At 68.8% G+C, this 14,196-nt stretch carries 16 protein-coding genes; 10 read left to right on the forward strand and 6 right to left on the reverse strand.

Annotated features, from left to right (window positions below; translation table 11 throughout):
* Window positions 1-68: 68 nt before the first annotated feature.
* Window positions 69-713 (reverse strand): pyridoxal 5'-phosphate synthase, encoded by a 645-nt coding sequence (locus ACV7NN_RS07085; protein WP_463348869.1) that lies wholly within the window; start codon window positions 711-713, stop codon window positions 69-71.
* A 46-nt stretch (window positions 714-759) separates the two neighbouring features.
* Here ACV7NN_RS07085 and ACV7NN_RS07090 point away from each other — a divergent pair, with 46 nt between their 5' ends.
* Together ACV7NN_RS07090 and ACV7NN_RS07095 are read left to right on the forward strand one after the other, a co-directional pair.
* Complete coding sequence (locus ACV7NN_RS07090; protein WP_463348870.1) at window positions 760-1,683, forward strand: aldose 1-epimerase family protein; 924 nt, start codon at window positions 760-762, stop codon at window positions 1,681-1,683.
* Window positions 1,684-1,873: 190 nt separating this feature from the next.
* Window positions 1,874-2,233, forward strand: a complete 360-nt coding sequence (locus tag ACV7NN_RS07095; protein ID WP_463348871.1) for a YciI family protein — start codon at window positions 1,874-1,876, stop codon at window positions 2,231-2,233.
* A gap of 32 nt (window positions 2,234-2,265) precedes the next feature.
* Here ACV7NN_RS07095 and ACV7NN_RS07100 read toward each other — a convergent pair whose 3' ends face one another.
* Window positions 2,266-2,781 (reverse strand): tetratricopeptide repeat protein, encoded by a 516-nt coding sequence (locus ACV7NN_RS07100; protein ID WP_463348872.1) that lies wholly within the window; start codon window positions 2,779-2,781, stop codon window positions 2,266-2,268.
* Between the two features lie 55 nt (window positions 2,782-2,836).
* Window positions 2,837-4,414: a phospholipase D-like domain-containing protein gene (locus ACV7NN_RS07105; RefSeq protein WP_463348873.1), complete on the reverse strand. Its 1,578-nt coding sequence runs from the start codon at window positions 4,412-4,414 to the stop codon at window positions 2,837-2,839.
* Window positions 4,415-4,528: 114 nt separating this feature from the next.
* Between ACV7NN_RS07105 and ACV7NN_RS07110 the strand changes: the two genes are divergently transcribed.
* The 5 genes from ACV7NN_RS07110 (at window position 4,529) to panD (ending at window position 7,492) form a co-directional block, all read left to right on the forward strand.
* On the forward strand, window positions 4,529-4,879 hold the full coding sequence (locus tag ACV7NN_RS07110; protein WP_463348874.1) for a PadR family transcriptional regulator: 351 nt from the start codon (window positions 4,529-4,531) through the stop codon (window positions 4,877-4,879).
* Window positions 4,880-4,881: 2 nt separating this feature from the next.
* A complete protein-coding gene (locus ACV7NN_RS07115; RefSeq protein WP_463348875.1) occupies window positions 4,882-5,250 on the forward strand; it encodes a DUF1048 domain-containing protein in 369 nt (122 codons plus the stop codon).
* Window positions 5,247-6,083, forward strand: a complete 837-nt coding sequence (locus tag ACV7NN_RS07120; RefSeq protein ID WP_463348876.1) for an ABC transporter ATP-binding protein — start codon at window positions 5,247-5,249, stop codon at window positions 6,081-6,083. Before ACV7NN_RS07115 ends, ACV7NN_RS07120 begins: the two co-directional genes overlap by 4 nt.
* Entirely contained in the window at window positions 6,080-6,844 is a 765-nt protein-coding gene (locus ACV7NN_RS07125; protein ID WP_463348877.1) for an ABC transporter permease, read from the forward strand. Before ACV7NN_RS07120 ends, ACV7NN_RS07125 begins: the two co-directional genes overlap by 4 nt.
* 138 nt (window positions 6,845-6,982) lie before the next feature.
* The gene (panD, locus tag ACV7NN_RS07130) at window positions 6,983-7,492 is read left to right on the forward strand and encodes an aspartate 1-decarboxylase (protein WP_463351252.1); all 510 of its coding nucleotides are present in this window, start codon (window positions 6,983-6,985) and stop codon (window positions 7,490-7,492) included.
* On the opposite strand, the gene ACV7NN_RS07135 is transcribed toward panD, so the two are convergent.
* The 3 genes from ACV7NN_RS07135 to nirD form a co-directional block, all read right to left on the reverse strand.
* Window positions 7,419-8,312, reverse strand: a complete 894-nt coding sequence (locus ACV7NN_RS07135) for an RNA polymerase sigma-70 factor (protein ID WP_463348878.1) — start codon at window positions 8,310-8,312, stop codon at window positions 7,419-7,421. The genes panD and ACV7NN_RS07135 overlap by 74 nt on opposite strands.
* A 10-nt stretch (window positions 8,313-8,322) precedes the next feature.
* Window positions 8,323-8,925 carry a carboxymuconolactone decarboxylase family protein gene (locus ACV7NN_RS07140; protein ID WP_463348879.1) on the reverse strand — a complete coding sequence of 201 codons (603 nt, stop codon included), beginning with the start codon at window positions 8,923-8,925 and terminating at the stop codon, window positions 8,323-8,325.
* A gap of 117 nt (window positions 8,926-9,042) precedes the next feature.
* Window positions 9,043-9,414: a nitrite reductase small subunit NirD gene (gene nirD, locus ACV7NN_RS07145; RefSeq protein ID WP_463348880.1), complete on the reverse strand. Its 372-nt coding sequence runs from the start codon at window positions 9,412-9,414 to the stop codon at window positions 9,043-9,045.
* Between the two features lie 221 nt (window positions 9,415-9,635).
* Here nirD and nirB point away from each other — a divergent pair, with 221 nt between their 5' ends.
* The 3 genes from nirB to ACV7NN_RS07160 are packed head-to-tail and all read left to right on the forward strand — an operon-like array spanning window position 9,636 to window position 14,150.
* The gene (gene nirB / locus ACV7NN_RS07150; RefSeq protein WP_463348881.1) at window positions 9,636-12,224 is read left to right on the forward strand and encodes a nitrite reductase large subunit NirB; all 2,589 of its coding nucleotides are present in this window, start codon (window positions 9,636-9,638) and stop codon (window positions 12,222-12,224) included.
* Window positions 12,221-13,018, forward strand: a complete 798-nt coding sequence (gene cobA / locus ACV7NN_RS07155) for a uroporphyrinogen-III C-methyltransferase (protein WP_463348882.1) — start codon at window positions 12,221-12,223, stop codon at window positions 13,016-13,018. The genes nirB and cobA overlap by 4 nt, the downstream gene beginning before the upstream one ends.
* Before the next feature lies 1 nt (window position 13,019).
* Complete coding sequence (locus ACV7NN_RS07160; RefSeq protein WP_463348883.1) at window positions 13,020-14,150, forward strand: uroporphyrinogen-III synthase; 1,131 nt, start codon at window positions 13,020-13,022, stop codon at window positions 14,148-14,150.
* The last annotated feature ends 46 nt before the right edge of the window (window positions 14,151-14,196 follow it).

Below are 14,196 nucleotides of genomic sequence, written 5' to 3' on the forward strand. Positions count from 1 at the left end.
CGTGCCTGGCACAAGAGGCGCGCTCGACCGGAACGGGCACTCTCGGCGGCGAAACGCGCGCCGCCGGGTCAGGGCTGGAGGCGCGAGGGGTGCCAGGTGCCGTCGGGGCCGAGCAGGTAGGCGAGGCGGCGGTGCAGGCGGTCGGTGCGCCCGTGCCAGAACTCGATGGCGTTCGGGGCGAGGCGGTAGGCCGCCCAGTCGGCGGGGCGCGCGATCTCGGCGTCACCATCCGCCAGCGCCGCGGCTTCGGCGGCGAGTCGCTCCTCGCTGTCCAGCAGGCCTCCTTGGTGCGAGACCGCGGTGGTCGCCTGCGACGCGCGGGAGCGCTCGGCGAACAGGCGGTCGGACTCCGCCTCGCTCAGCCGCGTGACGGTCCCCTCGAGCTTCAGCTGCTGCATCGTCTCGCGCCAGTAGAAGACGACGGATGCGGTCGGATGCGCGGCGAGCTCGCGCCCTTTCCGACTCGACGCGTAGGTCGTGAAGGTCAGACCGGATGCATCCACCTCTTTGATCAGGACCATCCGTACGGAGGGCACCGGATGCGCTCCGTCGGCATCCGCACCGACGGTCGCGAGTGCCGCCACCCAGGCCTCACGCACGCCACGTTCGCCCGCCCGTTCGATCCACTCGCGTGCGAGCGCAAGGGGCTCCGGAGGCGGGGAATCGAACTCGGGCAGCGCGATCGAATCGTCGCCGGTCAGGGTGTCGGCCATGACTCGAATGTATCCGCGCATCCGCCTGAGCGTGCAGAATGAGGCAATGATCACTCCTCTTTCCGGGACCCACTACGGCCTGGCGGCCGGCGACTACACCGCGACGATCGCGTCCGTCGGTGCCAGCCTGCGCACCCTTCAGCATCACGGACGCGACATCGTCGTCCCGTTCGAGGCCGACGAGATCCGTCCCGCCTATCGTGGCGCGACCCTCGCGCCGTGGCCGAACCGTGTGATCGACGGCCGTTACACCTTCGACGGCGTCGAGCAGCAACTCCCACTCACCGAGCCGAACCGCGGAAACGCGCTGCACGGACTGGCCACGTGGCTGGACTTCACCCCCGTCGACCGGTCGGCGAGCCACGTCGTGCTCGTGGCGACGATCGAAGCGCAGGCCGGCTATCCGCACCGCATCGAGGTGACCGTCACGTACGCGCTCGACGAGACCGGCCTGCACTCCACCGTGTCAGGCCTCAACACCGGTCACGATCCGGCCCCGTGGGGCACCGGCCCCCATCCATACCTGACGCCCGGGTCCGGCCGCGTCGACGAGTGGACCCTGTCGCTTCCCGCGTCGTCCGTGCTGACGGTGACGGATGACCGGCTCGCCCCGATCGGGCTGGCCGATGTCGCGACGGAGGACGACGGCTCCTTCGATTTCCGCACGCCGCGACCCGTCGGCACGACGTTCATCGACCACGCGTTCACCGATCTCGGCCGCGACGAGGATGGAACGACGACGGTCACGGTGCTCGCACCGGACGGCACCGGGGTCGGGATGACGTGGGCCATCGACTGCCCGTGGGTGCAGGTGCACACCGCCGACACTGCGGACCCTTCCACGAGCCGCATCGGGCTCGCCGTCGAGCCCATGACCTGCCCGCCCGACGCGTTCAATTCCGGCACCGACCTGATCGTGCTCGCACCTGGCGCCACGGCGACCGCGGGTTGGACGATCCACGCGATCTGAGCAGCTGCAGCGGACAGTGCCGTGCGGCGGTGAGGCCGGCGGGCGGACGCCTCACCGCCGCTGATCTCAAGCCTAGAGTTTTTCGATAACGCTGGAGATGTTCTCCACAGGAGTAGTTTCGACAGGAATGTCGATCAGGCCCGTCATCGTTCGACGTCCTCATGTCAGCCATCCACGACAGGAGAGTTCAATGCGCTACGAGATTCTGATCTACAACAACGCCGAATGCGACGCCGCCATCAACGGCGGGTTGAAGGAGGAGTTCCAGAACGCCCACGACACGGTCATCCGCGAGCTCCAGGCTTCCGGCGAACTGATCGAGACCAACGAGCTGAGCACCGAGGCGGCCGTCGTCGTGAGGACGGATGCGCGCGCGCCGCACCGCGTGCGAACCACCGACGGCCCGTTCATCGAGACGAAGGAGTGGGTCGGCGGGTTCTACCTGGTCGACGTCGACAGCATCGACCGCGCCGTCGAGATCGCCGGGCGGTTCGTCGAGTCCCGCTTCTCACCCGTCGAAGTGCGGCAGCTGGTGCACGAGCTCGGCTGAAGCCGCGTGCGCGGGGCCGGCTGGAGCACAGGTCAGGACTCCGGGCGGCCCTGCGCGTACCAGTCCGCAAGGCCGGAGAGCCCGGTCGCGTAGCGGCCGAGATCGGTGCTCGCCGCGTGTGCGGTGATCGTGCCGAGCAGCACCCCGACCGCCTGGTCGGCCCGGCCCTGCTCGTTCAGGGTGAGGGCGAGGAAGACGCGGACCGCGTCCGATTCCGGGAACGCGGCCCGCGCATCCTCGAGCACGCTCAGCGACCGGTCGAGTTCGCCCAGCCAGCGCAGAGTGCTCCCGTACTGGCACAGGCACATCCGCAGTCGCTCCCCCGACAGGCCCGCGGCCAGCGCGTCCTCGTAGAACGCCTTCGCTGTGCGCTCGTCGCCCGCCGTGTCGTACGCGCCGGCCACCTCGTAGATCAGCACGGGATGACCCGGGTTCTCGGCGAGAAGGTTCTCGAAATAGGCGATCGTCGGAGCCATGTTCTCGCGATCCCTGCGCTCGTAGCCCAGCGCGATGGCCTGCTCGAGCTCGGGGCTCACCTCAGAAGTCATGGCCCCACGGTACCGGGCGGATGCGGCCGCACCGGGCGAATGCCGCCCGCACCACTCAGAAGGTCGAGGTGCCCCGCAGGCGCCGTGGGCGCGCATCCGGATCAACGACGAGCCGGTTGAGCGGGTCCGCCCAGAGACGTTGCAGGCGGGAGACCGGCTCGATGCGGTGGCGGCGCGCGCGTCCGACGGGTCGCGGGGTGCTCGACCCGTCCTCGTGCCACCGGTCGAGCGCATCCGCACTGCTCTTCCAAAGGTCGAGGCCGCCGTCCGCATCGGCGAGACGCGGATCATCCTGGTCGAGACCGAGATGTTCGGCCCAGAGCTGCTGCCGCAGCTCCCGCGCGATTCCGCCCGAAGACCCGCCTCCCCTGTCGATGACCGCACACGTCAGCTCGCTGTCCGTGGTCCAGGACCGACGGTTGAAGTTGTCCGACCCGCAGGTCATCCAGTGGTCGTCGACGATGCAGATCTTTGCGTGGAGGTAGATGGGGGTGCCGGCCTCGTTCTCGAGATCGAAGACGCCGACCCGATCGGATGCGGCCCGCCGCAGCGTCGCGATGGCGCGCTGTTGACTGAGCCGTTTCGGTGGGCCGGTGATCGTCCCGTCGAGATCGGGATAGCGCGGTACGACGACGATCACCCGCAGCCGGGGATTCGCGACAAGTGCCTTCGCGATCCCCGTCGCCACCTCTCTCGACCAGAAGTACTGGTCCTCGATGTAGATGAAGGAGCGGGCGCGGGCGAATGCTTTCGCGTACGCCCGGGCGATGGTGCGCTCACCGGCCGGGGCGAACGGGAACGGCGGATGCTTGGGCCCGTACGTCCGCAGCAATTGCACCGCGTGCCGGCCGACGGGAGGTGGCCCCGGCGCCGCCTCCGGAAGTGGCTTGGGATGACGCGGCATGTCGGCGAGTCGCTGGAGCAGCATCCGATACGGGTTGCGGTGGTCGAGCGGATGCGGGTCGTTCCAGCGTTCGGAGAACACGGCGAGCAGGTCGGCGACGACGGGCCCGCGCAGTGCGAGGGCAGCGTCGTGCCACGGCGGCCGATCCCCGTAACGCGGATCCATCGCCACGGCCTGCGGGTCTCCTGTGTGCGCCCGGTCGTCACGGCGACTGTGGGAGAGGTCGATCCCACCGACGAACGCGATGTCGCGCGACGGATCGTCCCCGTGCCGGATGACGAAGAACTTCTGATGGTGGGACCCGAACGGACGCACGCGCTGGTCCAGCAGGACCTCTCCCCCGGCATCGTTGATCGTGCGACCCAGGCGCGCGTTCGACCGGCTGCTGATCGGGGCGGACACGCGCTCGCCGTGCGATCGCCAGATCAGTCCGCGGACCTGCACCCCGCGCCGCGCGAGGCTCGCCAGCAGGTCCCCGATGGACGGACCGTCGGGCTGGAGCCGCTCATCCGCATCCCCGCGCCAGTCGGTGAACCATACCCGGTCACCGGGGCCGAGCGCATCCAGTTCCTCGTGGAGCCGGTCGAAATAGGTCGCTCCGTGCACCAGCGGCTCGACGAGGTTGCCTTCGGACCACGGCGGGTGCCCGGTGCCCCCGCCCTGGACCTGGGCGGCCCAGGGCCCCAGCTCGGCACTGTCGAGGAACCAACTCCCGGCGTCATCGTCCACGTCACGCACATTACGCCTGGTCGAAATCCGGATGCGAATTTCCTCTTGCGCGATCACTATTCGGTGTTACTATCTAGTGGTAGTCAGCATCACCGAGTAGCTAAGGAGGGGATCATGGCCAAGCAGATGACCGAGATGCTCAAAGGCACACTCGAGGGCATCGTCCTGGCGATCCTGGCCGATGAACCGGCCTACGGGTACGACATCACCGCCCGGCTGCGCGACCAGGGCTTCTCCGACATCGTCGAGGGCACTGTCTACGCGTTGCTGGTCAGGATCGAGCAGCGCGGCTTCGTCGACGTGGCGAAGGTCCCGTCCGAGAAGGGGCCGCCACGCAAGGTCTACTCGCTGAACGCAACGGGCAGCGAATACCTCGAGGAGTTCTGGAGGAGCTGGAGCTTCCTCGCAGAACGGATCGAACAGCTCCACCACCACATCGAACACCCGCAGGAAGAAGGAGAGTAATCATGGCTGCAAAGTGGATCGAGGTCCTGACCGGGTCGCTCGAGCAGAAGAAGCAGTACAAGCAGTACAAGGCACGTCTCGAGGCGCTCCCCGAGCCGTACCGCACATCCGCCAAGGCATTCGAGCGGTACTTCATGTACAGCGGCGGCATCACCGACGGCGACACGCTCGTCACGATGCTGAGCGACTTCGCCGACCTCTGGGAGCGCGCTGCAGTGGACGGAACGCCCGTGAGCGGGATCGTCGGCGACGACCCCGTCGAGTTCGCCGAGGCCTTCACGCAGGCATACAACGGCAAGCAGTGGATCGACAAGGAGCGCGCTCGTCTCGTCAAGGCGGTCGAGGATGCGGAACAAGGAGAGAAGCCATGACGAACGAACCAGCCATCCGGGTGCAGGGCATCACCAAGTCCTTCAAGGACCTGCATGTGCTCCGCGGTGTGGACTTCGACGTGCAGGCGGGGAGCATCTTCGCACTGCTCGGCTCGAACGGCGCCGGCAAGACCACCCTGGTGAAGATTCTGTCCACCCTGTTGAAGTCCGACGGGGGCACCGCCACCGTCTACGGCTTCGACGTCTCCACGAAACCCGGCGACGTGCGGGAGTCGATCAGCCTGACCGGCCAGTTCGCGGCGGTCGACGAAGTGCTGACCGGCCGGGAGAACCTCATCCTGGTCGCGAAGCTGCGCCACCTGAAGAACCCCGGCCGGATCGCGGACGACCTGCTCGCCCGGTTCACGCTCACCGATGCGGGCAACCGCAAAGCGGGGACGTACTCGGGCGGCATGCGGCGCCGGCTGGACATCGCGATGAGCCTTATCGGCAACCCGCCGGTCATCTTCCTCGACGAGCCGACCACCGGACTGGACCCGCAGGCGCGCATCGAGGTGTGGCAGACCGTCAAGAAACTCGCCGGACAGGGCACGACCGTGCTGCTGACGACGCAGTACCTCGACGAGGCCGAACAGCTCGCCGACCGCATCGCGATCCTGCACGAGGGGACGATCATCCAGAACGGAACGCTCTCGGAGCTCAAGAAGCTCCTCCCGGCCGCCAAGGTCGAATACGTCGAGAAGCAGCCCTCCCTCGAGGATGTCTTCCTCGCCCTCGTCGGCGACACCCGCGCAACCGGCACCGGCTCTACCGGCACCGACAACGACGACCACGCCGACGGCGCGGTCCCCGCAGGAAAGGAAGCACGATGACCACCCACGTCCTCAGCGACACCGGCGTCCTCACCGGCCGGTCGCTGCGCCACATCCTCCGCAGCCCCGACACGATCATCACCACTGCGGTCACCCCGATCGCTCTGATGCTCCTGTTCGTGTACGTGCTCGGCGGCGCGATCAACACGGGATCCAGCGGCTCGTACGTCAACTACCTGCTGCCCGGAATCCTGCTGATCACGATCGCCTCGGGAGTCGCATACACCTCGTACCGGCTCTTCCTCGATCTGCAGGGCGGAATCTTCGAACGGTTCCAGTCCATGCCGATCGCAAGGTCGAGCGTGCTGTGGGGCCACGTGCTGACCTCCCTGGTCGCGAACCTGATCTCGATGGCCGTCGTCATCGGTGTCGCGCTGATCATGGGGTTCCGCACCGGAGCATCCGTCGCAGCCTGGATCGCGATCGCCGGCATCCTCATCCTGTTCACCCTCGCCCTGACCTGGCTCGCGGTCATCGCAGGCCTCTCGGCGAAGACCGTGGACGGCGCGAGCGCGTTCAGCTACCCGCTGATCTTCCTGCCGTTCATCAGTTCGGCGTTCGTGCCGACCGAGTCCATGCCCGGCCCGGTCGCCTGGTTCGCCGAGAACCAGCCGGTGACCTCCATCGTCAACACCATCCGGGCACTGTTCGAAGAGCAGCCGGTCGGCAGTGACATCTGGGTCGCGCTCGCGTGGCTCGTCGGCATCCTCGTGATCGCCTACGGTTTCGCGATCTCGATCTACCGCCGCAAGATCAGCTGACCGCGGGCGCTCCCTTCTTCGCGCCCGTTCGACATCGTCCGCCTCACCATCACCGGTGGGGCGGACGATGTCGTGTGATCGGTTACCGCAGGGCGTTCGCGGTCATGACGGGACGCGAGTCGTGCTTGGATGGACAGCGTGCTCCGGACCATGTTCGCCTCGAAGATCCACCGTGCCACCGTCACCCACGCGGACCTCCACTACGTCGGCTCTCTCACGGTCGACCTCGACCTGATGGAGGCGGCCGATCTGCTGCCCGGTGAGCAGGTCGCCGTGGTCGATGTGACCAACGGCTCCCGCTTCGAGACCTACCTGATCGCAGGCGAGCGCAGCAGCGGGGTCATCGGCGTCAACGGTGCGGCAGCCCACCTCGCGCAGGTCGGCGACACGGTCATCGTCATCTCGTACACCCAACTCGACGACGCGGAAGCGCGGGCGTTCGTCCCCCGTGTCGTCCACGTCGATGCCGGGAACCGCATCCTGGCGCTCGGCGACAATCCGTCCGAGGCGCTGATTCCTGGTGTCTCTTCGCCCCCGTACGCACAGGATGTGCGCACGACCGACGAGCGCGCGTTCACCGGCTCAGCAGCGTCTCCTCGTCGGCCCACCGAAGCTTCTCCGGATTGGCGATCGAGTACACACGGGTGACACGCCCGTCCTCGACGGCCAGCCCGATGACACCGGCGAGTTGACCGTCGAGCTCGACGCGTATCCCCGGCTGCCCGTTCACCCACATCGCCGACGCCACGAACTCACCGGGGTACTTCGCCAGCCCCCCGATGAGGTAACGGGACAGTCGCTCGGAGCCTACGATCGGGCGGCGGGCGGCGCCGCGCACCTTTCCGCCGCCGTCGGCGACCGACACGACATCAGGGGCGAGCACATCCATGAGTCCCTGAAGATCGCCGGTGTTCAGCGCCGACACCAGCCGCTCGACGACCACTTCGTGCTCCGATCGGGCGACCCCGACCCGCGGACGGCGTGCTGCGACGTGATCGCGAGCCCGATGCGCAATCTGCCGGACCGCCGTCGGCGTCTTGTCGACCGCATCCGCAATCTCGTCGTACGGCACGTCGAAGACCTCGTGCAACACGAACACAGCGCGCTCTGCGGGGCCGAGGGTCTCGAGCACGGTGAGCATCGCGATCGACAGGTTCTCAGCGAGTTCGACGTCATCCGCGACGTCCGGACTCGTCAGGAGCGGCTCGGGCAACCACTCCCCCACATACTCCTCGCGCCGACGCGACACACTGCGGAGCTGGTTGAGCGCCTGCCTGGTCGTGATGCGCACGAGGTACGCCCGAGGCTCACGAACCTCCGCCTTGTCGACCGCCGCCCACCGCAGCCAGGTCTCCTGCAGAACGTCCTCGGCATCTGCCGCCGAGCCCAGTAACTCGTACGCGACGGTGAAAAGCAGATTTCGGTGCACGACGAACGAGTCGTCTTCGACGCGAGCGGAACTGCCCATGGGAGCGAGCCTACGCGGCATCCGTGATCGGCTCCCCCGCCGTCGCCCGCGCGGCCAACGGCGCGAGGCCGCATGCTTCCGCGAACTCCTCCGAACGGATCCCGAGCGCCACGTTCATGCGCGCGCTCATGTTCATGAACGCGACGCGTGCCGCGAGCTCGACCAGCGCCGCCGCGCCGAGCTCGTCGAGCAGCTCCTGCGACAGTTCGTCAGTGACAGCGGGTGGAGTCTGGCTCGCAGCGTCGGCGTACTCCATCACCCGCCGCTCCAACGGTGTGAAGACGGATGCCTCACGCCAGCGCGGCACCTCGCGCACCTTCGCCTCGTCCAGGCCGTTGTTGTGCGCCATGAAGTAGTTGAGATCGAGACAGAAGCTGCACCCGACCGCCGCCGCGGCGGCCATGTGAGCATAGGACGCGAGGTTCGGGTCGAGCTCCTTCCACCCCTCGACCTTCCGGCCGATGGCCATCGAGTCCTTCATCACCCGCTGGTTGTTCCACAGCACGCCGATCGAATCGGGTACGTGGCCCATCATCCTGCGGGAGGCGACCTTCACCACCGTGCCGAACAGGCCGGTTACCTCCGTCTGCGGGATTCGAGTCTGCGTGGTCATGTCTCCTCCAATGTCGTCGACGGATATGTCCCGTCGACATGGAGACACCGGCGGAGGGTCCGGTGTGACACCTCGAGCGAGGACTGGACCGAGACGAGGCGGCGAGCGCGACTCGCGCTACACGGCCTCCAGCTCGATCTCGATGTATCCACCGACGATGCGCGTGCGGAACGTGCGCAGGACGAGCGACGGATCGGTGAAGCACTCGCCCGTCCCGAGGTCGTAGACCTCTTTGTGCAGCGGGGAGGCGACCGTGACCCGGTCGCCTCGGGACCCGACGATCCCCCGAGCCATCACCGGCGCGCCGCCGGCCGGGTCCTCGTGGGCGACCGCGTAGACCTCGCGGGGGGTGACAAGGAAGACGGCGATCTGGCGCATCCGCAGAAGCACCGCCTCACCCCAGGACAGCTCCAGGTCGTCGACGCGGCAGGCGCGCACCCAGTCACTGGGCTGGGTATCCGGACGCCGGGTGCTCTGCGTGATCGTCATGACCCCACGGTAGGCGGGCGATGTTTCCGAAGCCCTCGCGCACTGTTACCTCTCTGTGAAGGCCTGCTCACACCGGGGGAAAGGCGATGTGCGTGCGGTGTTAACGCGCGGTTACACAGCCGAAACGGCGAGGAAACCCCCCTCTCATACGCTCGAAAGGCACCGGGGCGAACGATGGGACCGGTGCGGCGGCAGCCGCTGGAGACGCGAAAGGGGCCCGCATGACGACCGAACGCACGCTGATCGTGGGAGGCGGCCCCGCCGCGCACCGGTTGGTCGACGCACTGGTGTCTCGAGGAAGCGGCACGGACCGCTCCATCGTGGTCGTCACCGAAGAGCCCTACCTTCCGTACGACCGTGTGCAGCTGAGCAAGCGGCTCGCCGACGGCACGGTCGATCTCACGCTCGAGCCCGCCTCGCACTGGGAGGATGCAACGGTCGAGCTGCGCGTCCGCGAATCGGTCACGGCGATCGACCGCCTGGCCAAGACCGTCACGACGACCACGGGCGCGGTGCTCGGCTACGACGACCTGGTGCTGGCGACCGGCTCCTCCGCCCCTGTTCCCGACATCCCCGGTTCTTCTGCGGCCCGGGTGTACCGCACGATCGACGACGTGGATGCGCTGGTCGCCGAAGTCGCCGAGCTGCGGGCACGCCTCGGTAGGGCGCCGCGGGTCGCGGTGGCCGGTGGCGGGCTGCTCGGGCTGGAGGCCGCCGGCGGCGTCGCGACGCTCGGTGCCGAAGCCGTCATCATCCACTCCGGCGGCTGGCTGATGTCCGCACAACTTGATGAGGGCGCCGGCCAGGCGCTGGGCCGGCTGATCTCGGCGCGAGGGATAGACCTCCACCTGGGCACCCGTCCACGCGAGATCGTCCTCGGCGACGACGGCCTGCCGGTGTCCGTGCGGTGCGCCGACGGGCGCACGGTTCCCGCCGACATCGTCGTGTTCGCGATCGGGATCCGTGCCCGCGACGAACTGGCCAGGGATGCCGGAATCGAGACGGCAGAGCGCGGCGGCGTGATCGTCGACGAGGGCTGCCGCACCTCAGACCCCGCCGTGTGGGCCATCGGTGAGGTCGCCGCCGTCGACGGCCGCACGATCGGGCTCGTCGCACCGGCGAATGCGATGGCGGAGACCGTCGCCGATCGACTTCTCGGCGGCGACGCGACCTTCACGACGGTGGACGACGCGACCAAGCTCAAGCTCTCCGGCGTGGATGTGGCGAGCTTCGGCGACGCGTTCGCGCGCGACGCCGGCGCGCTGGAGATCGTCTACGCCGACCCTGCGCGCGGCCTCTACCAGAAGCTCGTCGTCAGCGGAGACGCGAAGACCCTGCTCGGCGGCGTCTTCGTCGGCGACGCCGCACCGTATGCCGGGCTCCGACCGCTGCTCGGAAGGCAGCTCGAGGCCGAACCGGCGGCCTACCTCTCGGCTGCGGGCGCCGAGCCTCCCGCGGGGGGCGCGCTGCCTGACGATGCCTTCGTCTGCTCGTGCAACAACGTGAGCGCGGGCACGGTGCGCTCGGCCGTCGCTGACGGCTGCCATGATCTCGGCGAGCTCAAGGCCTGCACACGCGCCGGCACCCAGTGCGGCTCCTGCGTCCCGCTGGTGAAGAAGCTGCTGGAGGCCGAGCTCACCGCCGCAGGGGCCACCGTGTCGCACGCGCTCTGCGAGCACTTCGAGCTGTCGCGGCAGGAGCTGTTCGAGTCCATCCGCGTGCTCGGGCTGACGAGCTGGGACGAGACCATCGGTCGGCTCGGGACCGGCCGCGGCTGCGACATCTGCAAGCCGGCGGTCGGCTCGATCCTGGCCAGCCAGCACAGCGGGTACCCGCTCGACGGCGGTCGAGGCCCGCTCCAGGACACCAACGACCGTGCACTCGCCAACATGCAGAAGGACGGAACGTACTCGGTCGTCCCGCGCATCCCCGGCGGTGAGATCACGCCGCAGAAGCTCGGAGTCATCGCGCAGGTGGCGACCGATTTCGGGCTGTACACGAAGATCACCGGCGGCCAGCGGATCGACATGTTCGGAGCTCGCCTCGACCAGCTGCCGGACATCTGGAAGCGGCTCGTCGACGCCGGATTCGAATCCGGCCAGGCGTACGGCAAGGCGCTGCGCAACGTGAAGAGCTGCGTCGGCTCGACCTGGTGCCGCTACGGCGTGCAGGACTCCGTGGGAATGGCCGTCGGGCTGGAACTGCGGTATCGCGGCCTGCGCGCGCCGCACAAGTTCAAGTTCGGCGTCTCCGGCTGTGCCCGCGAGTGCGCGGAAGCCCGCGGCAAAGATGTCGGGGTGATCGCCACCGATAAGGGCTGGAACCTCTACGTCGGGGGCAACGGCGGCTTCCAGCCCGCCCACGCGCAGCTGCTGGCCTCCGACCTCGACGACGAGACCCTGGTGCGCTACATCGACCGCTACCTCATGTACTACATCCGCACGGCCGACCGCCTGCAGCGCACGGCCAGGTGGATGGAAGACCTCGACGGCGGCGTCGACCACGTCCGCGAGGTGGTCGTCGAGGACTCCCTGGGCCTCGGCGTTGAGCTGGAGGCGGCGATGGCGAAGCATATCGACACCTACGAGGACGAGTGGGCGGCGACCCTCCGCGACCCAGAGCGGTTGCGCCGGTTCCGCTCGTTCGTGAACGCGCCGACGGAAGCCGACCCCTCGATCGCCCGGGTCGAGGAGCGCGGACAGCTGCGCCCGGCGACCGCGGAGGAGCGAGCCGCTGGAACCGTATTGCTGGCCGGCACGACCATCCCGGTCCGCTCCGCGGCCATCGCGACGGAAGGAGACGCCCCATGACCATCCGCCCAGGTACCGTGACGCTCGTCGGAGGCGGCCCCGGCGACCCCGACCTCCTCACCGTCGCCGCCGTCCGCGCGCTGGCGGCGGCCGACGTCGTGCTCTTCGACCGGCTCGCCCCGCACGAGACTCTCGCCGAACTCGCGCCCGGAGCGCTCCTCATCGATGTGGGCAAACGGCCGGGGCACCATCCCATCCCCCAGGACGAGATCGAACGCATCCTGGTCGAGCACGCGCTTGCCGGCGCGAACGTTGTCCGGCTGAAGGGCGGCGACCCGTTCGTCTTCGGCCGCGGCGGCGAAGAGGTGGAGGCCTGTCGACGGGCCGGAGTGCCGTCGCGCGTCATTCCCGGGGTCACGAGCGCGATCGCCGTGCCGGGTGCTGCAGGCATCCCGGTGACCCACCGGACATACTCGCGGATGTTCACCGTCGTCTCCGGGCACGCGCCCCTCTCGCCCTCCGAGCTTGAGCACCTTGCGGGTCTCGGCGGCACGATCGTGGTGCTGATGGGCATCCTGAACCTTCCCTCCATCACGGCGGGGCTCGCCCGGTTCGGGATGGCCCCGGCGATGCCCGTCGCGATCGTCGAGCAGGGCTTCTCTACGCGGCAGCGCACGACGTTCGGCGAATTGTCCACGATCCTCACGGAATCGGTGAAGGCCGGCGTCTCGTCTCCCGCGGTGATCGTGATCGGGGAGGTCGTCGGGCTCGCGCGCGACGGTTACGCGGACGCGACGACAGCACTCGCCGATGCCGCAGCGGTAGCCGTTGCGGCCGGAGTGACGGAAGGGTGATGTGAGCGACGAGCGGCCTGGCGTCACGGCGTTCCGGCCCGACCAACTGGCGGGGTTCCGCATCGGCGTGACCAGCGACCGCCGGTCGGCTGACCTGATCGACGCGTTCGAGCGGCGCGGGGCGTCGGTGCTGCACGCGCCGACCGTGCACATGCAGCACGCTGAGGACGACGCCCCGGTCATCGCCGACACCGACCGGGTGATCGCCACCGCACCGGACGTGCTGCTGGCCACGACGAGCTACGGGATGCGGCGCTGGTTCGACGTCGCCGACTCGGCCGGGCTGGGCGAGGACCTGCAGCGCACGCTGGCGAAGGCCACCATCCTCGTCCGCGGCCCGAAAGCCCGGGGCGCTGTGCGCGCTGCAGGCCTCGACGACGCGGGGATGAGCGATGAGGAGACCACGGCATCCCTCGTCGGCAAGGTGATCGCCGAGTTCCCGGCCGGGATGACGGTCGCTGTCCAGCTGCATGGCCAGAAGGATGAGGGCCAGTTGCAGCGATTGCGGGATGCCGGCTACCGCGTGATCACGGTCGCGCCGTACACCTGGTCGGTCGCCCAGGACGACGACGAGCGCGCGACCCGGCTCGTCGAGGCCCTCGCCTCGCGTCAACTCGACTGCGTGACCTTCACAAGCGCCCCGGCCGTCGACGGGCTTCTCATCGCGGCGCTGGCACGCGGCCGGTACGCCGACGTGGTGGACGCGTTCCGCGGGGATGTGGTCGCCGCGAGCGTCGGACCGGTCACCTCCGCCCCGCTGCTGGGCGCCGGGATCGAGCCGCTCCAGCCCGACCGCTACCGGATGGGGGCGCTCATCCGCCTGGTCTGCGAGCACCTGGAGGCGCAGTCCACCCGGCGCGTCAGCACCCGGCACGGCGACGTCGAGCTGCGCGGCAGTGTCGCGGTCGTGGACGGCACCCCGGTGCGGCTGACGCCGGCATCGCTGTCGCTGTTCCGGGCACTGGTCGCCGCGAACGGCGCCGTCGTCTCCCGTCGCGAGCTGTCGACCGCCCTCGACGAATCCTGCGATGAGCACGCGATGGAGGTGTCCCTCAGCCGGCTGCGGCAGAGCCTCGCCACGCCGGGCCTGGTCGCCACCGTCGTCAAGCGCGGTTACCGCCTCGACGTCTGAGCCGAGACGGTTCGCGACGGGCAGCGGTCTGGCCGTCGCGTCCGGT

The organism is Leifsonia sp. Ger2509, assembly GCF_055231915.1.